Origin of the sequence: Deferrisoma camini S3R1 (assembly GCF_000526155.1) — a bacterium.
Lineage (GTDB): Bacteria > Desulfobacterota > Deferrisomatia > Deferrisomatales > Deferrisomataceae > Deferrisoma > Deferrisoma camini.
Genome location: NZ_JAFN01000001.1, coordinates 605,086 through 627,986, shown reverse-complemented (window position 1 = coordinate 627,986; position 22,901 = coordinate 605,086). Strand labels below are relative to the sequence as shown.

Here is a 22,901-nt window from a genome sequence, read left to right as displayed (position 1 = left end):
CACACGAAGCAGATCTCACAAGTACGAGGAGGGCGCTATGAAGAAGTGGAAGGCGATCGTTTTGGCCTCGGCAGCACTGACGTTGTTCGGCTGCGTGGGGAGCTCGAACAAGGCCGTCAAGGGCCCCGAACGCCCGAAGGCCGCATCGCTGCAAAAAAGGGCCCCTGCGACGGCTCTGCTCTCGGTGGAGATCGAAGGCGTGGACTACCAGACCCTCTCCCTGTTCAAACAGAAGCTCCGTTCGGTTCCCGGCGTGAAGGGGATCTACCAGCAGTCCTTCGATGCCAACGCGGTGAGTCAGCTGCAGGTGGAGTACGTGGGCACGGCGCAGACCTTGGCCGATGCGATCCAGCAGTTGTCAAGCCAGGAGATGCCGGTCCAGGTCGTCAGCTTCGATCCGTCGAAGATCCGCCTGCGCCTCGTTCCGAACACGTAGGCACGCCGGCCTCGACCCCGAGCCGACCGCGTCGTCAGAACACGTTTCCCACCGTGAAGTGCCAGACGGTGCGGTCCTCGTCCTCCCGGGGGGAGAGGTTGATCCCCAGGTCCAAGGCCAGGGGGCCCACGGGGGTCTCGTACCGGAACCCCACCCCGGCCCCCTGGCGCAGCGCCGTGTACTGGGGGGGCTCCACGGATCGGTTCCACACGTTGCCGGCGTCCCAGAACACGGCGAACCCCACGGCGCCCCTCCACCGATACCTCAGCTCGGCCCGCAGGTTCACCATGACGTCGCCCCCCAGGGGGCTCCCGTCGGCTGAGCGCGGGCCGATGGCGTCCCGGTGGAACCCCCTCACCGTGCTCCGGCCCCCCAAGTAGAACCGCTTGTTCACGGGCAACTCGGCGGTCTTGCCCCGGGTGAGCGCCAGCCCCCCCCGCCCCAGCAGGGCCAGCGTGAAGCGCCCGGAGCTGAAGTATCCGCTCACGGTGCCGGTGTAGCGCTCGAACTGGACCTCGGATCCCAGAAGATCGGTGGCCCACTCGGCCTGGAGCGTGTGATAGAACCCCCTGCGGGGCCGGAAGGGGTCGTTCCGGGAGTCCCAGGCGAGGAACGGCCCCACCGAGGACAGCAGATAGCTCGTGACCGGGGCGCCCGCCTCCACGGCTTCGGGCACCAGGTCGCTCAGCCGGTTCGACTCCAAGGTGTACACGAGCGATCCCCGGGCCCTCGGGCCCAGACGCTTGTCCAGGCTCACCTGGAGGGCCGTGGCGTTCAGATGGTACGCGGGCAGGTCGGCCACCCGGTCCACGAGGCTCAGCCGCAGGTCCACGGGATGGTTGAACAGCCAGGGCTCCCGGAAGTTCACCGCCAGGGACCGTTCCAGCCGGTCGAAGTCGTACCGGCCTCCCAGGCTCCGGCCGTAGCCCCCCAGGTTGCCGTGACTGAGCCCCAGGAACCCCTTCACCCCCTCCTCGGTCCCGTACCCCAACCCGAACTCCACGAGGCCCGCGTCCTGCTCCTCGACCCTCACCTCCACGTCCCGAACCCCGGCCGGCGCAAGCGTGGGAACCGGCACCACCTCCACCCTTCGAAGGAAGCCCAGCCCGTACAGCCTCTGCCGGGACGCCCGGATCGCGGCCGGGTCCCACAGGTCGCCCGGGCGAAACGTGAGCTCCCTGCGGATCACCTTGGTCTGGGTGCGGGCGTTGCCGCTGACCACCACCTTGCCGAACCGGACCCTGGGGCCGGTCTGCACCCGAAACGCCACGTCCACCACCCCGCTCCCCCGCCGTACCCGGGTTTCGTAGGTGACCCGCCCCTCCGGGAACCCGGCCGCGGCGAGCCGTTGGATCAGATCCCGGCGCACCTCCTCCAGATGCCCCGCGTCGGCCCACGCCCCCGAGCGCACCCGGTCGACCGGGGCCCGGAACGACTCGTCCCCCGACACCCGCACGGACACCTCGCCCCACCGGTACCGCGTGCCCTCATCAACCCGGAGGGTCAGCGACGCCGCGCCGGCGGGGTCGACGGTCATCTCCTCCAGGGACACCCTCGCGTCCCAGAACCCCTTGGTGGCGTAGTACTCGGTCAGGACCCGAAGATCCCGCTCCAGGGCCTGCTGGGTGAACGGGGGGGGTCTCAGCAGCCCCCCTTGCACCAGGGCCATGTACCGCCGGAGCCGCCGAGCCGAGATGGTCTCGTTCCCCCGGAACTCCACCCGCTTCACCGCCACCCGCGGCCCCGGCTCGATCCGGAACGTGACCACCTGCGGCCCCGTGTCTCCGGGCTCCTCCTGGCGCACGCTGACCCGCACGTCCCGGTACCCGTCTGCCCGGAGCACCTCGGCCACGGCCCCGGCCGCGGCGTCCAGCCAGGCCCGGTCCACGGGCTGGCCGAACCGTTCCCGGAGCGCGGCCCGCAGCGCCCCCTTGCGCCACTCCGGAACCCCCTCGAAACGGAAGCGGATCGGCCGGCCGGCGATCACACCCACGGTGAGCCGGACGCCCCCGTCCGCGGGGACGAACCGGCTGCTGCCGGCCCGGGCCTCGGGGTAGCCGTTGCGCCGCAGGAACGACACGAGCCGCCGGACCCCGGTCTCCAAGTCGGGCTCGCTCGCCCGATCCCCCCTCCCCAGTCTCAGCAGGGCCGCCCGCCGCCACGGCTCCACCGGAAAGTCCGGGGGCCAGCTCACCTCGGTGATCCGGCGGGGCTCTCCCGGCTCCACCCGGAACACCACCTCGGCCCACTGGCCGGAACCGTCGGGCCGGACCTCCGGCGTGACCCGGGCCTGCGGGTACCCCTCCCTCCGGAACACCTCGCGGATCTCCGCCCGGTCCTTGTCGAGGCGGGCCCACACCACCGGCCGGTCCGACACGGTGCGCAACCGGGCCTCGGCCCGCTCCCGGACGCGGCGGGGCCCGCCCCGCACCCCCACCGACCGTACCAGGAGCCTCGGCAGCACCGTCACGGTCACCGTCTCGCCCCCGGCCCCCGGCTCGGCCTCGACCCGGACCTCCCCCACCTCCACCTTCCGGGCGAGAAGCCCCAGGCCCCGCTCGATCTCCCGGCGGTCCAGCGGCCTTCCGGCGCGCAATCCCAGGAGCCGCAGGACCTCCTTGTCGCGCACCCGGGTGCGGTTCTCGATCACCAGCCGGGAGACCACGTCCCCGCCCTGGCCGGCCTCGGCCGCGGCCGCCGCCAGCACCAGCGTCAGCAGAAGGGCAACCAGCCGCCTCATCGGAACGAAAACCGGAACCGGACCTCTCCACCCAGGGACCCCGATGTCTCGGAGCCCCGGTCGGACCAGGTACCCAGAACGGACACGTGGGGGCTGAGCCGGTACTGCACCTCCAGATCCTGGGACGTCTCGGCGCCGATGGTCGCCGCGTACCGGGCGTACAGGTCGCGGGTGATCGCCTTGCCGATGGTGATCCGGGGCACCGTGCTCTGGGCCGCGGGGGAGTAGGCGGGGTCGATGTGGAACTGGTCGAACCCCAGGATCTCGCCCACCCCGGACTCCAGGGTGTCCTGCACCTTGCCGGTCAGGAAGCTGGCCGCCTCGGCCGCCGACACGCCCTGGCCGCCGGCCAGGGTGTCGGAGGTGGCCCCCAGGGTCAGCAGCGACACGATGTCCGTGCGGTCCAGGGGGGGAGAGCTCGACAGGAACACCTGGTAGTCGTCGAGGGGGCCCGTGAGGTCCACGTTCACCAGGTACCCCGAGATCTGGGCGCGGGCGTGCACGTCCAGCAGGGGGGCCGGGCCGGCGTCCCCCAGGAACTCCACCGCGCTTCGCCGCACCTCGTACACCGTGTTTCGAAACCGCACCTCGCCTCCCGTGAACTCCACCCGGCCCCAGAGCAGGGGGCGGGGCAGGGCTCCCCGGACCCGAAGGTCCACCGCCAGGTCCACCTGGGCCAGGTTGTTCTCGATCCGCAGGTCCCGTTCGCCCCGAACGGCCAGATCCACCACCACCCCGCCCCCGGCCGCGGCCGCCTCGACCCGCCGGGGCCGGCGCTGGAGCAGGTCCAGGAGCATGGTCTTCCACGAGATCCGCCGGGTGTACCGGAACCGGTCCAGCCGGATCTCGCCGCCGATCCGCAGGTTCGGCGGAAGCCCGGAGACCAGCAGGTCCGCGTCCACCTGGTAGCTCACTCCGGGGGGCTGCTCGTGGGCCACGTCGCGCACCTCGGCCCACAGCCGCAGGTCCGTGGGCCGGATCCCGTCCAGCGGCACCCGGCCCTCCAGGTGGATCCGGCCGCTGCCCAGGGCGGCGTCGAACCACTCCAGCAGCAGCCCCTCCTGGGGATCCAGGTAGGCGGAGGCCTCCGCCTCGGTGATGGGCAGCGCCAGCGCCCTCAGCCGTGCCTCGGCCCCCGGCAGCACCTTGATCGGCCCCCTGAGGGCCGGGGAGGCCCAGGGGCCCACCACCTCGAGGTCGGCGAACAGGACGCCCCGGGCCGACTCCACCGGTGGCAGGAACCGGGCCAGCGCGGCAAGGTCACACCGGACCTTCCCCCGAACCGCCCACCCCTCCTCGAGGTCGGCCCGGCCCGAAAGGGTGACGGTGAACTCCCCGTTCTCGAGCCACACCTGGTCGAACCGGAGCGTCCCGCCGTCCCAGCGCACCCGCACCGGCCCGTGGTTGCGCAACCGGACCGGCGGCACCGACACGGTCACCCGGGACAGGTCCGCCTCGGCCGACAGGGCTCCCCGGGCCGCCACCTGGAACGCGACCTCCCCGTCCACCCGGACCTCCACGTCCTTCGGCCAGCGGCCCTCCGCCACCCACTCGGCCGGGTCGAACCCCCGGAGCACCACCCGGCCGGCCCCGCCCTCCGCCGGGGACCAGGCTCCTTCCGCCCACAGGGTCTCCCCCCCCTTTGCCGTGGCCTCCCACCGCCCCCCGGCGAGCCGGGCCGCCACCTCCCACCGCGAGGGCCGGAGCCCCGGCCCCGCCAGGTCCTCGACCCGGAGCTCGATCGAAGCCGCCTCCAACCGCTCGGCCCGACCCTCGGCCTCGGCCGTGCCGCTCACCCGGCCTCCCCAGCCCGGGGGAATCCAGGGCCCCAGGTAGAGCTCGGGCCGCGCGTCCCGCAGCCGGGCGCTCGCCCGCCACGCGAGCCGGCGGCGATCCAACAGCCGGAGCGTCCCCGCCACCGGGCCGGCCGACACCTCCACGAGCGGCAGCGCCTCGCTCGTCTCCAGCCGGGCGGTTCCGTCGGGGACCGCCCCCCCGCCGGGAATCCGGAGGTTCCTCCAAGAGACCTCGCCCCGCACCTCGGCCAGGGCCGACACCACCTCCGCCGGCGACCGGGCCTGCAACACCCCCCGCACCCCTCCCACCCCCCGGAGGTTGCCCGAGAGCCGGCCGTCCCACCCCCCGCCGGCCACCCGGGCCAGGGGCAGATCCGAGGCGTGCACCTCCAGCTCCAGGGGCCAGCCCGGCTCCAGGGACCACAGGCCCTCGGCCCGGGTGCCCAGCTCGGGCACCCAAACCCGGAAGCCGATCCCCTTGCCTCCGGCGTCCGCGCGGATCTTCACCGACCCCGCCGACCGGCCCAGGTAGGCCACGGCCCCGGCCTCCACCTCCCCTTCGGCGGTCCAGGTGGGGAGCGGGGCCCCGATGCGGCCCTCCACGGTGCCGCTGCCGTCCAGCCGCCCCAGCCGGAGCCCCCGGGGCAGCAGACCTTCCCATTCCCCCGGGTCCCATCCTTCCAGCGTCCATGCCACCCGCAGCCGGCCGGCCGGCCGGGGCACGACCTGGGCCTCCACCCGCACCGCGCCTCCGTACGCCCGGGCCCGGGCCCGCACCCGCCCTTTCTGCCACTCGGCGGTCACGTCCGCCGGGCCGAGGCTGCGGCCGGCCACCACCGCTCCGGTCACCGTGCCCTCGGCCCGAACCCGCGGCGAGGAGTACAGGCCTGCCACGTCCAGCCGTCCCCGGAACGCGCCGACCCTCAGCCGAGGCCCCAGGCGCGCCCCGAACGCCCGGGCCAGCCGGTCCAGATCCACACCCCCCAGGTCCACCCGAGCCTCCAGCCCGACCCGGTCTCCGCGGCCTGCCCCCCGGGCGGTGCCCCCGTACACCTGGGCCCGGAGCTCCTCCACCTCCCAATGCCCGGGCCGGGCCCGCACCGTGGCGGTCAGGTCCGGGATCCGCAGCCGGCCCACCGTCACCCCCTGCCCCTCGATGCGGGCCTCGAACCGGGGATCCCGCGGGCCGCCCCTCAGCCGGGCCCGGACCCCGGCCGTGCCCCCGACCTCCACCGGAACCGGCCAACCCATCCCCCCCACGGCCCCTGCCAAGCCGGCCAGGTCCGCCTCCCGAGCCCGCACGGTCAGCTCGGTGGGCCGGTCCGGGGCCCACCCCAGCGCCCCCTCCACCTCCACCCGGCCCCATGGGGGGGTCCACCGGCCCTGTTCGATCCGCAGCCCCCGGTAGTCCAGCCAGACCCGGGCCTCCACCGGTCCCAGATCCACGTTCCGATAGCTCACCCGGGCCCCCACGTCGTAGGTGAACTCCAGGTTCCGGTACGGACCGCCGAACCGGCCCCGCGCCGTGCCCCGCGCCTGCAGGCCGGCGGGGGCCCACCGACCGGCCAGGGCCAGATCCTCGAAGGAAAGCTCGGTGTCGAACCACAAGCCCTTGCGGTACTCCACCCGGCCCTTGGAGATTCGCACCCGGGCCGAGTCGGCCCGGATGTCGGCCCGGTCCACCGTCAGGTCACGGGTTCCCACCGTGCCCTCGGCCTCCACCCGGGCCCGGGCCAGGGCGTACACCGGAGCCTCTCCCGGCCGCACGGTCACGTCCAGCCCCTCCACCCCGCAGGACAGCCGGTAACGCAGCGCGAGCCGCGGCCGGAGGGGGCCCCGGGCCTCCACCCGGCCGGTGGCCCGCAGGCCCACGGGGAACCACCGGGGCACGAACAGGCCCATGAACGGCCTGAGGTCGAACCCCTCCACCCGGCCGGCCGCCTCCAGCCGGAGCCCGTCGTCCCAGTACAGCCCGCCCTCCATGGCGTCCACCCCGCCCACCGAGCTCGCGACCCGCAGCCCGGTGAACCGAAGGCCGCCCCCGTCCGCCTTCCACGAGGCCCGGGCGGTGGCCCCGGTCACGGGGCCGAACCGCCCGCCCGACAGGCGAACCGTGCCCTTGGCCGCGGGCTCGGACACGGTGCCCCCGACCCGGCCCACCACCGAGACCTCTCCGGCCAGCGGCGCGAACCGCCCCAAGCGGGCCGCCGCGATCCACTCCGCCGGGACCTCGCCGGCCCGCAGCCCGATCCGCAGGGTCAGGTCCAGCCGGTCACGACCCGCCCACGTGCCGTCGAGGCCCACCGAGGCCCACGGCAGCTTCAGGGACGCCTCGTCGATCCGGAGCACGCCCCACCGGCGCGAACCCCGGAACACGGCCTCCAAGGCCTGCGCCCGGCCGGCCCATCGCACCTCGCCCCGGCCCAGCCGCACCTCCCCCCGGTCGTTCTTCCAGCGGCCCTCGATCGACCGGAGGACCACCTCCAGATCCCGGGGCGGGTCGGCCCAGGAGACCTCGCCGCCGACGATCTCCAGCTCCTCCACCGAGGCCAGCCAGAGACGGGCTCCCTCCGACGGTCCCTGCCGCGGGCCGCCCCCCCCGCTCCCCGGTCCGGCCGCCACCCGCACACGGGGCCGCACCAGCCGCAGGGTCAGCCGGGGCCGGCCCGCCAGGGACCGGCCCGGGTGGAGCCGCACCTCGCCCGCGTCCAGGTCCACCCGCCACCGGCCCGAGGGACCCCGCACGTGGAGCGCCTGCACTCTGACCCGCACCTTCCACGGATCGAAGTCGAAGGATCCGACCTCCAGGTCGATGCCCGCACGGCCGGCACGGGCCTGGGCCCACCCCACCACGGCCCGCTCCACCGGAGGCAGGCCCAAGGCCCACAGCCCGGCCACCACCGCCCCCACCACGCCGAGCATCCCCCACAGCACGCGCCTCACCGCAAACCCCGCGGACCAAGGCCCGGCGGCCGGCCCGGCCCGGCCCGGCCGGGACAACCCTTCACCGCCGCTCCTCCTCCAGGAACGCCAACAGCGACTCCCTCGCCGCCTGGGCCGCCGGCACGGCCGGCACCACCTCGACCCGCAGCCAGGGGATGCCCTGCTCCACCGCCTTCAACACGCCGGCCACCAGCCCGGGCCTCACCCGCACGGCCCGGGGCCGCTGGCCTGCCCGGGCGAACCCCTCGAGGAGGGCCTGGGGGATCTCGCCAAAGGTGTACTCGTAGGGCTCCATGGGCTCCAGGGTCTCCATGTGGACCACGGCGCCGGTGCGCTCGTCGGCCACCAGGAGCATCACGGGGAAGAACCGTTCGCCCCGCCGGGGCCCCACCGGCAGGGGGGCCAGCCCTGCCTCCACCTCCACGCATCCGATGCCCACCGGAAGCCCCTCCACGTGCTCCACCAGGCTCCCCTCGATGGCGATGGGGATGCGGGTGTCCGGGAACTCGGGCGGAGGCATGTACCGATCGGACCACCGCCACGCACCCCCCCGCCCCCGGGCCACCCGGTGCAGCAGGGCGTCGGGCGCGGGACCGAACAGGATGGTGGGATCCTGCTCGAGCCGCGTGGCCACGTCGAACAGCTGCTCGACCGCCAGGGCCAGGAACCGGGCCTCGGCCTCGTCGGGGAGGCACGGCTCCCACCCCGGCCGGTAGGCCCGGAACAGGGGCCAGGCCTGACGGCCCCGAAAGCGGAACCCCCTGTGCCTCAGCAGCTCCCAGTCCTGCCGGCTCAGGATGCTCCGATCCTCGAACGACACCTGGAGCTGGGGGATCTCGAAAAAGAGCTCGGGCCGCTCCTCCAGCTCCCCGGCCTGCATGCGCGAAAACCCCAACAGCCCCACCGGCCCCCGGTACACCGCCACGGCCAGGTGCTGCCCCTGGGTCCCCATCACGCTCACGTACCCGTGCTCGCCCGTCTCGGGGTCCACCACCCCGAACACCTGGGCCTCGTCCATCCACCGCCAGGGGGCCAGCTCCTTGATCCGGACCGCAGCCCGGATCAGCCGGACCCACACATCGTCGTCGCGTCGTTCTGCCATGGATCTCACCCGCGTTGAGTCACCTCGGGCCTTCGGCCCGCTAGGATGCGAGGGAGCTGGGAGGCCAGAAACATCTTCCATCCCCCTAGCTGCGTCACGGCATCCCGGCTCGGGGGCATGGGGTCTGACTTCGGCTAACGGGCCAGGCCCCCCAAATTCTAGTCTCTAGTCTCTAGTTTCCGGTTTCTCCCCCGCAGGGGCCCGGGGGTTCGGGAATCATATCGATGCCCGTCCGGCGAAACCAGGTTCAGGTCCACAGCCGCCGCAGCCCCCAGTCCAGGACCATGAGCGCCACGGTCAGGGCCCACAGGGGCCACCGGGCCCAGACCTCGTCCACCCGGCGGCCCACCACCTCGGTGCGGCGCCGGGCCTGGTCCTCCAGGTCACGGAACACCCCGTCGTCCCGGGGATCGACGACCCGCCCCCCGGTGGCCCGGGCCAGGGCCTCCAGGTACGCCCGGTCCACCCCCACCCGCAGGGGCTCGGAGCTCGGCTCCTCCACGGGGATGCCGAGCCGGTCCCGGCCCAGGACCGCACCGCCCAGCCGGGCCTCGACCTCGGCCGTCCACACCCCTGAGCGCGGCGGCACCACCGGCCGGGCCGCGTACTCGCCCGGAGCCGTCTCGGCCCACGAGAGGGGCAGCTCCGCACCGGCCTCGTCCCTCAGCCGGCCCGACACCTCGGCGCCGGTGGCCGGTCGGTACGACGGATCCAGCACCCGGGCCTTCAGCTCCAGGGCCGCGCCGGCCCGCACCGGCCCGGCAGGCAGGGCCAGGCGCACCAGCTCGGTGTCCGGGTCGTGCACGAGCCACCGCAGGGCCCGGGTCCAGAAGTCCCGGTATGCGCCCTCGTCCTCCCCGGCCCCCACCCGGGGCAGGGTCCAGCGCCACAGGCTGTCGGTGCCGATCGTGAGCACCCGACCCGCCCCCACCTCGGCCGCCACCACCAGGGGCAACGGGCCGTACTCGTTGCGTCGCTCCGGGTTCTCGGCCAGGACCACGGCCCCCGGACGGGGCCGGAGCACCCAGTTCATGCCCTCCAGCGGCGGCAGGCTCTCCCACAGCCGGCGGTTCTCGGCCGGGTCGGGGCTCCAACGCATCAGGGGGTGGGCCTCGCCGGCCGGGGTGAGGCGGGGTCGGAACCGGCCCGGAAGGAATGCCTGGCCCGGCACCATGCCCGACAGGTCCACGGGCAGGATCGCCTCCAGGGGGCTGCCCCGGTACCCTCCCAGGCCGAAGGACCGGTCCCCCCCCAGCATGGCGAAGCCGCCCCCGTCGTCTCGGACGTAGCGGACCAGGTTCTCCAGGTACCGGCGGGGCACGTAGGGGGCGTAGTCGAAGTTGGCGAAGATCACGGCGTCGAAGCTGGGCAGCTCCTGGCCGAACAGCTCCCGGGTGGGAAACGGAATCAGGCTCAGCTCCTCCTGGGGAACCAGGGCCAGGTCCCGGGGCGTCCGCAGGATCAGGAAGGTGATCAGGTCCACCCCCGGATCCTGGCGGAGCCGGCGGCGGAGGAACCGCACGTCCCAGGTGGGGGTTCCCGCCACCAGGAGCACCCGGGTCTTGTCGCGGATCACGTTCAGGCGGAAGAACGCCCGGTTGTTCCGGACGGTCTCCTCCCCTGCCACGGCAGACACGTCCACCCGGTAGGCCCTCCGGCCCGTGCGACGGGGGGTGAACGAGAGGACGACCTCTGCCGCCCCGGACTCCAGCCGGACCTGCTCCGCCGCCAGGGGCGAGCCGTTCTCACTCAGGGTCACCGTCACCGGCCCGTCCGGGATGCCCTGGGCCACCAGCCGGACCCGCACCTCGGTGGGCGTGCGGATGAACGCCACCGGCGGCACGTCCACGGCGTCCACCCAGAGGTCGGCCGCCGCGGTGCCCGCCGGTACCACCGGGTACACCGGGAACGGCAGCCCGTTGGGCACCCGGCCCGGCCGCTCGGTGTCCCGGCCGTCCGAGAGCAGGATCACGGCCGCCGTGTCCTTGGAGGCCCGGGCCACGGCCTCCAACGTGCGACCCAGGGGAGTGGTGTCCCGGCCGAAACGCACCTCGCCCGGCGACAGGACGGGCGGCGGATCCCCCAGCCCGAAGAACCGAACGTGGTAGGCCCGACCCAAGGCCTCCAGCCGGCCTTCCCACCGACCGACCCAGGCCCGTACCCCCTCGGCCGGCGGCTCCTTGCCCAGGGTCATGCTCCTCGACGTGTCCACCACCACGGCCAGCGGCACGGGCCGGACCCGGGTCAGGGCCACCTCCCGGGCGGGCCGCAGCACCGCCAGCGCCACCGCGGCCAGGGCCGCCAGCCGGACGGCCACGAGCACCCAGCGCCTCCATCCCCGGGCCCTGCCCGAGGTGGTCACCCAGGCCGCCAGCGCGGCGGCCGCGACCACTGCCAGCGCCAGGAGCCAGCCGGCCGAGGCCGCCTTCCACACCCATCCGGCGGCCGGGCTCACCTTCGCTGCCTCCGCTTCAGGATGAAGGGGATGTGGACCTGGTCCTTCTTGTAGTTGCCGGTGAGCGCGTAGAGCACCAGGTTCACCCCCAGCCGGAACGCCAGCTCCCGCTGACGCTCCCCGCCGGGCACACAGGGGTGGGTGAACCCGGCCACGGGGTCCGCATCCCAGGCGCCGGACAGGTCGTTCACGCTGAGCACGGCCGGGGTCAGGTCTTCACGATCCACACCATAAAGAAACGGCCTTACCAAGACCCGCCCCGGCGCTCCGGACAGGAGGTAGAAGCTCTGGTACACCGTGTGGTCGGCCGGCAGGGGGGTCAGGGGGCGGCCCGGCATCACCCGACCGAGCAGATCCTCCACCCCTTCGGCAAACCCCGAGTCCGCCACCCCGGTGGCGTCGTCGAACAGCACGAACCCCCCGTGCTCCAGGTAGCGGGCCAAGGCTTCCTCGCCGGCCGGGCCGAGCTCCGGCGGCCCGAACCGGCCCGCCACGTACAGGAACGGCAGTTCGAACAGCGCCGGGTCACCCGGGTCGAGCACCCGCCGGCGACCCGCGGGCTCCACGCTGGTGCGTCGGGCGAGCTCCCGCAGAAACCGGCCGGCCGCCCGGGGGTTGGGGTCCCAGGCCCCCGGGTACCGCAGCTGGGTCCAGGTGAAGTAGGACCGGAGCCCGTATCCCCGGGCCAGACCGGGCCCCAGCGCCGCCGCCCCCAGCGCGGCAAGGAACCGCCGGCGGGTCCACAGGCCCGGGTCACGCGCCACGATCCACCCTCCTCCGGCCCGCCCAGCCCCGCCACCGACCGGAGAGCAGGGCCTCGGCCAGCAGCGCCCCCAGCACGACCCCGGCGGCCCAGGCCGAGGCGTCGACCCGGCCGGGCAGCCCCCGGCCGGTCAGCGGCAGTCCCCGGCCGGGCCGCACCCACACGGTACCCTCTCCCAGGCGCCGGGCCGCCTCGGCCGGCTCCAGCCGGGCCAGGTCCGACTCGGCAGGATCGATGCGGGCGAAGAACCGGTCCTCGGTCCCGGCCTGGGTTACCACCCGATACAGCCCCACCGCCTCGGGCACCGGGGCGGGGTCTCCCGGGGCCCACAGCACCCGGAACCCGTCCGGACCCTCGATGGTGACCGTGCCCGGATAGGGCAGGTCCAGGGGAACCCCGGCTTGCACCACCGGGGGCACCCGGGGCCGCAGCCGACCCGCGCCGTAGAGGACCAGCCGTTCCAACCACGGAACGAACCCGGCCTGGAGGCACAGGTCCGCCCCGTCTCGGTCCAGGGTGGTGCCCACGAAGATCAGGCGGCCGCGGCCCCGGCGGCGCTCCAGCATCACCGGCGCCCCTCCCGACAGCCGGGCCAGCACCCGCACCCCGTCGGCGGACCGGATGTCCAGGACCCAGTAACGACGGACCTTGGTGGCCGCCAGATCACCCCGGCCGGGATCCTGGAACACGTCCATGAACCCCCCGAACCCGGCCGGATCCAGGGTCTCGTAGGGCGGCCGCGAGGGGTCCTCGGCCGGAACCTCCACCCGGTCGCGGAGCGGGGCCGGCAACAGCGGGCCGAAGTCCGTGCCCGGCACGAGGTGGGACCCCGCGGACACCACCAGGGTGGCGCCGCCGGCCACCCGCTCCGCCAGGGCCCGGACGAGGTCCTCGGAGAACGGCCGGGGGTTCGCGGCCAGGATCACCTCCACCCCCTCCAGGTCGCCGGGCCGCAGGTCGGACTGCCGCACCTCGCTCACCCGAAACCGGCCGGCCAGCGCGCCGTCGGGCGCGAGGGCCTTGCGTACGAACAGGAGCTCGTCGCGCAGCTCGAACCCCTGGGGGTCGCCGTTGACCAGGAGCACCCGGGGCGTTCCGCTCCGGCGCGAGGGCAGCCGGAGCCGGTCGTCCCACGCCAGCTCGCCCCCCGGCGCCACCGTCAGCTCCACAACGCCCGGCCGGGCCTCGCGGGAGAACCGGGCCCCGGCCCGGCCGGGCTCCACGAACGCCTTGCGGGCCGGCCGACTCGGCTCGACCAGCCGAAGGGTGACCGTGGCATCGGTGCCCACCCGTCCCACCCCCACGTCCAGCCCCTCCGGGGTCTCGGCCACCCGGCCGATCCACACGTTCACGGGGTCGGGCCATCCGCAGTCCACCAGGAACATCGGAACCCGAGGCCCGTCCCACCGCACCGGCTGTCGGGGCCAGGCCCGGGCCTGGAGGTCCGAGGCCACCACGATCACGGCCCCCTGATCGCCCCCGGCCGCGGCCCGGGCCGCCGCGAGGGCCCGACCCAGGTCGTGGGCACCGGCCCGCACCCGGGCCGCCTCCAGGGCCTGGCGGGCCCCGGCCGGATCCATGGGGCCCTGGATCTCGTCCCGGGCCGAGGTGCCGAGGAACCAGAACCGATCCTGGGGCCCGGCCCGGTCCACCACGGCCAGCAGGGCCTGCCGCGCCCGGTCCAGGGCCGAACGACCGTCCCGTACCGCGGCCATGCTGGGGGAGGTGTCGAGGACCAGGACCCACCCCGACGGCCCCCGGCCGTCGCCTCCGGTGGTGCACCCCGGTCCCGCGTAGAGGAGGGTCAGGCTGGCGAGGGCGAGCATCCGGGCGAGCAGCAGCAGCCACCGCCGAATCCTCCAACGGGCCTGGGCCCGGGCCGCCGCCCGTTCAAGGAACCGGAGGGTGCCCACGGGCACGGTGCGCACCCTCCGCCGGCCCAGCAGGTGCAGGAGCACCGGCAGCGCCGCGGCCGCGAGCCCCCACAGGAACCACGGTCTCAGGAAGTCCAACCGCCCCTCCTCGCCGTTCGGACCAGCCCGGCCAGGGCCGGGGCCGGGTCCCCGTGGGTGGGGACGAAGGCGTACGGCACCCCCTGGGCCAGGGCCTTTCGGGACACCCGGTCCAGGAACGACCGGATCTCCTCCCGGTAGGCCCGCCGCACCGCCAACGGATCCAGGACCCGCTCGGCCGGGCCCTCCAGGTCCCGGAACCGGGTGGGGTCCTCGAAGGGGAGATCCAGCTCGTCCGGATGGAGGAGGTGGACCACGCGGGGCGCAAGGCCCCGGGCCCGCAGCAGGCGCAGGGGCTCGAGGTCCTCGTCCTCAGGGTCCAGGAGATCGGAGAACACGAACACCGCGGCCGATCGGCCGAGCCGGTCGGCCAGGGCGGAGCACACCCCGCCCAACCCGGCCCGGCCGTGGGGACGGGTGCCGGCCAGGGCCTCGATCAGGGCCGAGAGGTGGGCGATGCCGCCCCGGGGCGAGAGGGCCGGCGGGGCTCCCTGCCCCCCCATCAGCACCAGCCCCACCGTGTCCCCCTGCCGCAGCAGGCAGGCGGCCACGGCCACGGCCCAGCGGGCGGCCGTGTGGTACTTGGTTCCCCGCACCTCCCCCGCCTCGGCCCCGTAGGCCATGGACCCGCTCGCGTCCACCACCAAGACCGCCCGTTGGAGGCGCTCGTCCTCGTAACGCTTGACGTAGAACCGGTCGGTCTTCGCGTACACCCGCCAGTCCAGGTGGCGCAGGTCGTCGCCGGCCGCGTACTCGGTGTGCTCCGAGAACTCCAGGCTCACCCCTCGGCGGGAGCTCCGGTGCACCCCCCGCTGGGGGTAGGGGCTGGGCGGCCCCGGCACCCCCCACCGGCTCAACCGGGCCACCAGACCGGCGTCGTACAGGTCGGCCCGGTCAAGCACGGGGGACGAACCTCACCACCTCGTCCAGGATCTCCGTCACGCCCACGCCCTGGGCCTCGGCCCGGAAGTTGGTCACGATCCGGTGCTTGAGCACGGGCCCCACCAGGGCGGTGACGTCGTCGGGCCCGGCCGCGAACCGGCCGTCGAGCATGGCCCGGGCCTTGGCCCCCGAGATCAGGTGCTGGGCCGCCCGTGGGCCGGCCCCCCAGGCCACGAACTCGTTGACCGCCCGGGGGGCCTCGGGGCCCGGCCTCGTGGCCCGCACGAGCCGGACCGCATAGGCCAGGGTAACGTCGGGCACGGGGATCCGGGGAACCAGGTCCTGGAGGCGGGCGATCTGCTCGGGGGTCAGCACCTTGGCCACCGGCTCGGGAGGCCCGGCCGTGGTGCGGCGGACCACCTCCACCTCCTCGTCCGCGTCGGGATAATCCACCTCGATGGAGAACAGGAACCGGTCGAGCTGGGCCTCGGGGAGGGGATAGGTGCCCTCCTGCTCCACCGGGTTCTGGGTGGCGTACACCAGGAACGGCCGGGGCAAGGGGTGGTCCTGGCCGGCCACCGTGACCTTGCCCTCCTGCATGGCCTGGAGCAGGGCCGCCTGGGTCTTGGGGGAGGCCCGGTTGATCTCGTCGGCCAGCAGGATGTGCGTGAACACCGGGCCCGGCAGGAACCGAAACTCCCGCCTCCCGGTGGACCGGTCCTCCTCCAGCACCTCGGTGCCCGTGATGTCGCTGGGCATCAGGTCGGGTGTGAACTGGACCCGCTTGAACTCCAGGGCCAGGGTGTCGGCCAGGGTGTGGACCAGCAGGGTCTTGGCCAGCCCGGGCACCCCGATGAACAGACCGTGCCCCTGGCTGAACAGGCTCACCAGCAGCAGGTCCACCACCTCCCGCTGGCCCACGATGACCTTGGCGATCTCGGAGCGCACGGCGTCCCGCGCCCGGGCCGCCTCGGCGACCCACTGAATGTCACTCCCCTCCACAGGGGCGGGCTGGGTATGCATCGGCCACGATCCTCCCGTTTTCTAGTAACTTCGGTCTACGGTCAACGGTCGTCGGTCGGGGGCCTTCGGCCCGCTGGGCGGCTAGGCAGCTAGGCGCCCAGGCCGCTTCCCCGAACCGCCGCCAAGGCCTCGGGGGGCAGGGGGCCTGCTGGAGAGCCGCGTGTGGCTCCTCAGCTCGCCGCGCAGCGCCTCCTACGCTCGTATCATGAGTCCTGTTCGTGCCCCGCCGAACGGTCATGAAACCACCGCCCGTGCCCCGTGCCTGCGCGGCGAATCGCAATGCCTGGCTTCGCGCGCGGCCGGAAGCAGGCCCCCTGCCCCGCCGCCGGCAATGGACCCGGGCCAACGAAAGTTACCTTTCCCGTTGTAGGGCCCCGAAGGGGCCGAAGGGGGCTTCCATGTAACTTCGGTCGTTGGTCGTCAGCCGTTCGTCGTCGGTCGAAAGCTCGTCTCGACATCGGAGTCGGGGGGCATGGGGTCTGCTGGAGAGCTTGCCCATCGAACGAACGGGACGAGATCCCTAAGATTCTAGTCTCTAGTTTCTGGTCTCTAGTCTCTGCCCCGCAGGGGCCTCGTGGAGCGCCGGGTCACTCGGCCGTGCGGCCGTGGCTCGGCGGGGCCCCCTTCCAGCAGCGCCACCACCTCGGCCTCGGCCCGGGCCGCGTCGGGCCGCCCGAGCCGATCGAGCACCTGGGCCCTCAGCCGGCGGGTGGGCAGGTGGAAGGGGTTGATCTCCAGCACCTCGTCCAGGGCGTCCAGGGCCTCGCCGGGCCGGTCCAGCTCCCACAGGGCCAGGGCCTTTCGGTACCACAGGACCGCCAGGTCCGGGTAGAGGCGCAGGGCCTGGTCCGCCACGGACACGGCCTCGTCGAACCGGCCCCGGGTCAAGAGCCCCAGCACGTGGCGCGACGCCACGCCAGGGGCCCGGGGCGCGGACGCGTAGGCCTTCTCGTACTCCACCGCGGCCGCCGCCATCCGCCCCTTGCCCCGGAGCAGGTCGCCCAGCCGCAGGTAGTCCCGGGCCTGGGGATCGGGAGCGTCCGAGGGCTCCTCCCCCTCGCCCCCCCGATCCGCCAGGTGCAGCCCAAGCACCTCCACCGGGTCCTCCGAGAACCCCTGCGCCTCCACCCACTCCCGCCAGGCCCGGTCGAAGGCGTCGAACGGCCCGCCCCACACGGCCGCGAGGGCCTCCCGGTCCCCCAGCCCGTCCCCGATGCCCTCCACCAGGCGCTGCAGGGCGTCCGGCCCCCGCTGCTGCACCAGGAACGCCATCATGGTGCCCACCTCGGCGAAGGCCAGGGCCGTGTCCTCGGCCGAGGGCAGCTTCGCCACGGAGGGGCTCATCTCCTCCAGCGAGATCAGCGTCCCCTCCCGCATGCGCCGCGCCAGCAGCGCCCGGCCCGCGGGCCCGACCTCCCCCGCCTCCCCCCGCCACGCCCCCTCCAGGTACTTGGCCACCCCTTCGTGGACCCAGATGGGCGCCTGGCCCCGGCTCAACCGGTACACGGCCAGGTGCACGTACTCGTGGCACAGGGTGTCGCGCCACCGGTATCCCCACAGGGTCGCCCGGGGGCTCGTGATCATGATCCGGTTGAACTTGCACAGCCCGATGGTGCCCGAGGTCTCCACCTCCTTCCGGGTCAGGGTGGACACGTCGGTGAACGCGGCCGCGGTGGGGTAGATCTCCACCCGCACCTCCTCCCCGGCCGGATCGAACCCCAGCCGCTCGGCCACGGCCTCCCGGGCCCGGGCCAGGCCCTCCAGGGCCGGGTCCACCAGGATCTCGTCCTTGGGATCGTCCCAAAACACCCGGAACCCCCCGCCGGCCCGGGCCCGCATGGACCGGGTCCGGGCCCAGGTGGTCTCCACCAGGTCCCGGAACGGCCCCTCGGCCCCCACCTCCTCCAGCAGGTCCCGTGCCTCGGCGTAACGCCCCTCGAAGAACAGCACGCGGGCCTCCAGCGCCCGCACCTGCGGGTCGTCGGGCCGCTCGGCGGCCAGGCGGTCCACCCACTGCCGGGCCTCGGCCACCCTCCAGGAGGCCAGGAGGTTGCTGCCGAGGTACAGCCCCAGGTCTCGGGCCGACACGCCGTACACCTCGGCGCCCCGCGCCGCCCCGACCCACAGGGCACCCAGGAGCAGTGCGGCCACGACCGCCGGCCAGCCCCCCTTCGCCGCCCTGTGCGATGCCGACCCAAACGAACGGAGGATCATGTGGGCCCTCGATTCTCTAGGGCCGTTCGGCCCGTTCCCCGTGCCTCACCGGATCAGGCGCTCGTAGTAGCGCTCCACGGCCTCCTCGTACCCCGGGGGCGGCCGGCCCTCCCGCATGGCCCGCAGCACCTCCTGGCGGAACGCCCGAAGCTCCTGGGCCTGGGTGTCCCGGGGGATCTCCACCGGCCCCCGGTCCACGTCCCGTCCCATGCCGCGGCCCCCGGGCCGGCGCAGCAGGGCCATGCCGCCCCCCTGCCCGGCCTGCTCCAGGCGCTGGCGGGCCTGCCGCAGCCGCTGGGCCGCGCCGGCGAGGTCCTCCAGGGCCCCCACCTGGGGCGGCACCGCGCCGAACGGGTCCCCCTGGCCCAGCCGGCCTCCGGCCCGACCCATGCGATCGCCCGCCGAACGAACCCGCTCGGCAGCCTCCGGGCCGAGGAACGGGGTCTGGCGGCCCAGCTCCTCCAGGCGTTGGGCCAGGTCCCCGGCCCGGTTCCGGAGCTCGGCCTGCCGCCGGGCCGCCTCGGCCAGGCGGGCCGCCTCCTCCGGGCTCACCGACCGCAGCCGCTCCTGGGCGATGGCGTCCAGGTCGCGCCGGATCGCCTCCAGGTTCTCCCGGGCCGTGTCCGCCGACCGGCCGATCCGCGGCCGGGCCGGGGAGTCGGGGTCCACCCCCTGCTCCACTCCCCGCCGCAGGTCCTCCACGGCCGCCTCCAGGGCCTCGAGGGCGGTCCTGGCCGAGGCCCAGTCCTCTGCCAGGGCCTGACGCAGCTCCCTCGCGGCGCCGGTCACGGCCCGTTCCTTCTCGAACAGGTCCAGGGGGCTCATCCCCGGGGAGGCCGCGCCGTGGAGCCCGGTCCGGGGGGCTTCGCGGGCCATCTGGCGGGCGGCCTGCTCCACCCTTCGGAGGCGCTCCTCCTGGCGGGCCAGGAACCCTTCGCGTGCGGACCGTTGGAACTCCTCCCAGGCCCGGGCCGATACCTTCCGACCCACGTCCCGGGTCTGGCCCAGCAGCTTTTCCTGGTCCGCAGCCAGCTCTCCCAGCTCGGCCTCGGCCTCTCCAAGCTCGGCCAGCACCGGATCCACCTCCTGCCGGGCCGCGCCCTGGGCCGCCTCCTCCAGGGCCGAGAGCCAACGGCTCAGGGTCTCGAGGATCTGGGCGGCCAGGGCCCGGGCCCGCTCCTGATCGCCGGCGGCCAGGGCGGCCCGAAGCTGTTGGAGCTGCTCCTCCAGCTCGCTGCGGGGCATGTTCGCCACGGCGTCCGCGTTGGCGAAGGCATCGGGCATCTCCCGGGCGCTGCGGCCGAGCTGCTGGGCCATCCGGGCCAGCAGGTCCTGGATCTGCTCCACCCGCTCGACCAGGTCCTTGGGGTCGGCCCCCCGCTGGAGGTCGTCGAACAGGCTGCGTTGAAGGGCCGCGATCTCGTCCCCCAGCCCCAGGGCCTCCTCCATGCGCAGGTCCCGGAGGAGCCGGTCCAGGAACAGGGCGTCCCGCTCCAGCTCCTCCACCAGGGCCTCCCCCCCCGGGCCCCCGGCCGCGAACGGCCCCAGGGCCGTCCGCAGCCCGGCCTCCACCCCGAGGACGGCCACCGCCCCGGCCGCCCCGTCCTCCGCGGCCAGCCGCACCCGCTCGGCCAGCTCGTCCAGCAGGGTGAGCAGGGCCCGGGCCTTCTCCCGGACCGGGGTGGGGTCGGCGTCCGGCGCGGCCTCGAGCAGGTCGGCCAGGACGTCCAGCACCCCGTCCAGGAGCCGCTCCTCCAGGTTCTCGATGTCGCCCCGAAGCTTGCGAGCGTCGAGGAACGACACGTACACCGACCGGCTCAACCCGACCTTGGGGCCGGAGACCGTGTCCCCGTCCCGGGCCTCCACCCGCAGATGGGCGCCGGCACCGAGCTCGGGGTGAGCCAGGGGAAGGATCCGAGCCTCGCCCTCCACCGACGGACCCGGCCGGAGCCGAACCGGCACCCGCACCTCCGCATCCCCCTGCAGGACCACCTCGGCCGACTCCACCCGGAAGTCGTCCCGGGCGCGGAACCGAACCCGGATCTCCTGGTCCCGGAACCGCTCCAGATCGCCTTCGGGCTCCACCAGCTCCACCACGGGCGGCCGGTCCCGTCGGAGCGCGACCGACCCCGTCCCAAAGTCCGAGGGGACCTCCCGCTTGCCATCCCAAAACCGCAACCGGTAGCCGCCGGCCTTGGAGACCAGCCACGACACCCGGAACCCCCGGCCCGCCAGATCCAGGGCCGCCGTCTCGCCGGCCGGCCCCTCCCACAGCCCCGAGCCCACGGACCGGGACAGCCGGCCCGAGAGCACGACGCGGGTGCCGGGGTAGGCCTCGAACGAGCCGTCCGACCCCTCGATCCGCTGGGGGGCGAGCCCGGTGTACCCCGGGGGGAACAGCTCGAGCACCAGGTTCCCGACGGACACCGGGGCCGGCTCCCCTCCGCTCACGAGTCGGGCCCAACCGGTGCGGGCGCGCTCCGGCCCCCCGACCAGGGCCAGTACCGCGGCCACAGCCACGGCCACCCCCCATCCCGCCGCCCGCCGGGCAGGGCCCGAGGGCACCACCCTCTCCGGAGCCACGCCCCCCAGGGCCTCGGCCCCGGCCCGCACCGCCGCCTCCACCAGCTCGGGGCTCGCCCCCCGGGCCCGGGCCCCCTCGGGGCCCCACCGGGCGAGATCGGCCGCGGCCTCCAGGTCCCGCCTCCGGTCCGGGCACAGAACGGAGATCGCCTCGGCCGCCTCCTGGGGCGAACCGATCGGCCGGGCGGCCAGCCACGCCCGGCGTGCCGCCCCCACGCCCGTCACGATCGCACCGGCCAGGAACACGGCCGCGATCCCGGGACCGGCCTCGGCCGGAGCCCAGGCCAGCACCGCCACGGACGCGAGCACCATCGAGCCCGCCCCGACCAGGAACGCGGCCCCGGCCCGCACCGCGGCCACCCTGCGGCTCCGGGCCTGCACCCGGGCGATCCGGGTCAGCACCTGGGTCGCCGGGTTCACGGAAACGACCCCAAGGGGCTCGTGCCGTAGCGCACGCCCACGAGCACCAGGCCCCGGGCCGGCGCGGTGGGCCCGGCCCGCTCCCGGTCCGGCCGGGCCAGCAGATCGGCGACGTCCCCCACCGTCATCCGGCCCCGGCCCACCTCCACCAGCGTTCCCACCATGATCCGGACCATGTGACGCAAGAACCCGTTCCCCGTGACCTCGATCTCCAGGAACTCCCCTCGCCGGATCAGGTCCACGGCCGTGACCGTTCGCACCGTGGTGACGGCTCCGCACCCCGCAGCCCGAAAGGCGGCAAAGTCGTGGGTTCCCACGAGCCGCCGCCCGGCCTCGGCCATGGCGGTCAGGTCCAGCGGCCCCGTGAGGCGCCAGCTGAAGGGTCTGGCGAAGGCGGACGGAGCGGCGGCCCGGTGGATCCGGTACCGGTAGGTCTTCTCCCGGGCGCTGCGGCGGGCGTCGAACTCCGGGGGCATCTCGTGGACCCGGCGCACCGCAACGGCCGGGGGCAAGAGGCTGTTCAGGCCGTGGAACAGCCCCTTCAGGGGGATGCGGCCCCGGGTCCGGAAGTGGACCACCTGGCCCAGGGCGTGCACCCCGGCATCGGTTCGGCCCGAGGCGGTGACCCGGACCCGGCTCTTCAGCAGCGTCTCCAGGGCCGACTCCACCTCGGCCTGGATCGACGGCGCGTTGGGCTGCACCTGCCAGCCGCCGTACCCGGTGCCGTCGTACTCGAGAACCAGGGCGATGTTTCGCTCCGACCCGCTCACCACACGATCCCCATCACGAACAGGCTTCCCCCCAGGCCCCAGAGAACCGCGTCCACCCCCCTCCGACGGACCCGACGGTCGGACCCGATCCGGCCCGGGGTCCACCCCCGGCTCGCCAGGGCCCGGGCGGTCCACCGGGCCCGGGTGAGCACCCGCCTCGTCAACGCCTCGGTGCCGTGGCACAGGAGCCACAGGCGGGTCCGGCCGGTCGGGCACCGCGCCGACACCGCGGCCGCGAGCGCCCGGGCCTCCGACAGCACCAGCGGTGCGGCCCGAAGCGCCACCAACAGGCTCAGGCCCGCCTCGGCCATGGGCAGACCCCATCGTTCCAGCGGCGAGAGAACCCACAGGAGGGCGTCCACCAGATCCCGGGGCGGGGTGACCGCGGTGAGGAGCCGGGCCGCCACCACGGCCAGGCCCAGCCGGGCGCACACCCCCAGGCCGGCGACCAGACCCTCGACGGTGGGCGGCACCGGCAGCCACCGGGTTCCGGGCAGGGGCATGCCGGGGGTGGCGAACAGATGGAACAGCAGGGTGAACGCCAGAAGCCCCCCCACCGGCCGCACCCCCCGCACGAGCGGCCGCACCCCCAACCGGGCGCCGTACCACCCGACGGTCACCACCGCCGCCGCCAGGGCCAGCCCGGCCGATCCGGCCCCCAGCGCCCCGGCCAGCACGCCCGTGCAGGCGGCCAGCTTGGCCCGGGGATCCGCCTGGACCAGGGCCGAGGGGCGCGGCCGCGCCCCGGAGAGCGGCCCCACG

At 74.7% G+C, this 22,901-nt stretch carries 13 protein-coding genes; 1 reads left to right on the top strand and 12 read right to left on the bottom strand.

Features of this window, described 5'->3' with window-relative positions:
• The first annotated feature begins 37 nt into the window (after positions 1-37).
• Positions 38-436, top strand: coding sequence for a hypothetical protein (locus tag DEFCA_RS0102640; RefSeq protein ID WP_025321490.1), 399 nt, complete (start codon positions 38-40; stop codon positions 434-436).
• Positions 437-470: 34 nt separating this feature from the next.
• Here the strand turns inward: DEFCA_RS0102640 and bamA are convergent, their stop codons facing one another.
• From bamA to DEFCA_RS20170, 12 genes are all read right to left on the bottom strand, one after another.
• On the bottom strand, positions 471-3,176 hold the full coding sequence (gene bamA, locus DEFCA_RS0102635; RefSeq protein WP_025321489.1) for an outer membrane protein assembly factor BamA: 2,706 nt from the start codon (positions 3,174-3,176) through the stop codon (positions 471-473).
• Positions 3,173-7,915 carry a translocation/assembly module TamB domain-containing protein gene (locus DEFCA_RS23955; protein ID WP_169709412.1) on the bottom strand — a complete coding sequence of 1,581 codons (4,743 nt, stop codon included), beginning with the start codon at positions 7,913-7,915 and terminating at the stop codon, positions 3,173-3,175. Before DEFCA_RS23955 ends, bamA begins: the two co-directional genes overlap by 4 nt.
• A gap of 61 nt (positions 7,916-7,976) precedes the next feature.
• Complete coding sequence (locus DEFCA_RS23950) at positions 7,977-9,017, bottom strand: DUF7309 domain-containing protein (RefSeq protein ID WP_169709411.1); 1,041 nt, start codon at positions 9,015-9,017, stop codon at positions 7,977-7,979.
• A gap of 247 nt (positions 9,018-9,264) precedes the next feature.
• A complete protein-coding gene (locus DEFCA_RS23945) occupies positions 9,265-11,472 on the bottom strand; it encodes a hypothetical protein (protein ID WP_025321486.1) in 2,208 nt (735 codons plus the stop codon).
• Positions 11,469-12,236 (bottom strand): DUF4159 domain-containing protein, encoded by a 768-nt coding sequence (locus tag DEFCA_RS0102615; protein ID WP_025321485.1) that lies wholly within the window; start codon positions 12,234-12,236, stop codon positions 11,469-11,471. Before DEFCA_RS0102615 ends, DEFCA_RS23945 begins: the two co-directional genes overlap by 4 nt.
• The gene (locus DEFCA_RS0102610) at positions 12,226-14,247 is read right to left on the bottom strand and encodes a vWA domain-containing protein (protein ID WP_025321484.1); all 2,022 of its coding nucleotides are present in this window, start codon (positions 14,245-14,247) and stop codon (positions 12,226-12,228) included. The genes DEFCA_RS0102615 and DEFCA_RS0102610 overlap by 11 nt, the downstream gene beginning before the upstream one ends.
• The gene (locus DEFCA_RS0102605) at positions 14,235-15,149 is read right to left on the bottom strand and encodes a DUF58 domain-containing protein (RefSeq protein ID WP_025321483.1); all 915 of its coding nucleotides are present in this window, start codon (positions 15,147-15,149) and stop codon (positions 14,235-14,237) included. Before DEFCA_RS0102605 ends, DEFCA_RS0102610 begins: the two co-directional genes overlap by 13 nt.
• Positions 15,142-16,152 (bottom strand): AAA family ATPase, encoded by a 1,011-nt coding sequence (locus DEFCA_RS0102600; RefSeq protein ID WP_025321482.1) that lies wholly within the window; start codon positions 16,150-16,152, stop codon positions 15,142-15,144. The genes DEFCA_RS0102605 and DEFCA_RS0102600 overlap by 8 nt, the downstream gene beginning before the upstream one ends.
• Positions 16,153-16,701: 549 nt before the next feature.
• A complete protein-coding gene (locus DEFCA_RS0102595) occupies positions 16,702-18,303 on the bottom strand; it encodes a peptidase MA family metallohydrolase (RefSeq protein WP_169709410.1) in 1,602 nt (533 codons plus the stop codon).
• Between the two features lie 108 nt (positions 18,304-18,411).
• A complete protein-coding gene (locus tag DEFCA_RS0102590; protein ID WP_025321480.1) occupies positions 18,412-21,369 on the bottom strand; it encodes a DUF4175 family protein in 2,958 nt (985 codons plus the stop codon).
• Positions 21,366-22,139 carry a tRNA pseudouridine(38-40) synthase TruA gene (gene truA, locus DEFCA_RS0102585; RefSeq protein WP_035803152.1) on the bottom strand — a complete coding sequence of 258 codons (774 nt, stop codon included), beginning with the start codon at positions 22,137-22,139 and terminating at the stop codon, positions 21,366-21,368. Before truA ends, DEFCA_RS0102590 begins: the two co-directional genes overlap by 4 nt.
• Positions 22,136-22,900 (bottom strand): energy-coupling factor transporter transmembrane component T family protein, encoded by a 765-nt coding sequence (locus DEFCA_RS20170; protein ID WP_051463180.1) that lies wholly within the window; start codon positions 22,898-22,900, stop codon positions 22,136-22,138. Before DEFCA_RS20170 ends, truA begins: the two co-directional genes overlap by 4 nt.
• Position 22,901: the final 1 nt, after the last annotated feature.

Bases quoted from the DNA above. Each gene is read 5' to 3' on its own strand.
- DEFCA_RS0102640 (WP_025321490.1), top strand. From the start codon at position 38: ATGAAGAAGTGGAAGGCGATCGTTTTGGCCTCGGCAGCACTGACGTTG.
- bamA (WP_025321489.1), bottom strand. From the start codon at position 3,176: ATGAGGCGGCTGGTTGCCCTTCTGCTGACGCTGGTGCTGGCGGCGGCC.
- DEFCA_RS23950 (WP_169709411.1), bottom strand. From the start codon at position 9,017: ATGGCAGAACGACGCGACGACGATGTGTGGGTCCGGCTGATCCGGGCT.
- DEFCA_RS0102600 (WP_025321482.1), bottom strand. From the start codon at position 16,152: ATGCATACCCAGCCCGCCCCTGTGGAGGGGAGTGACATTCAGTGGGTC.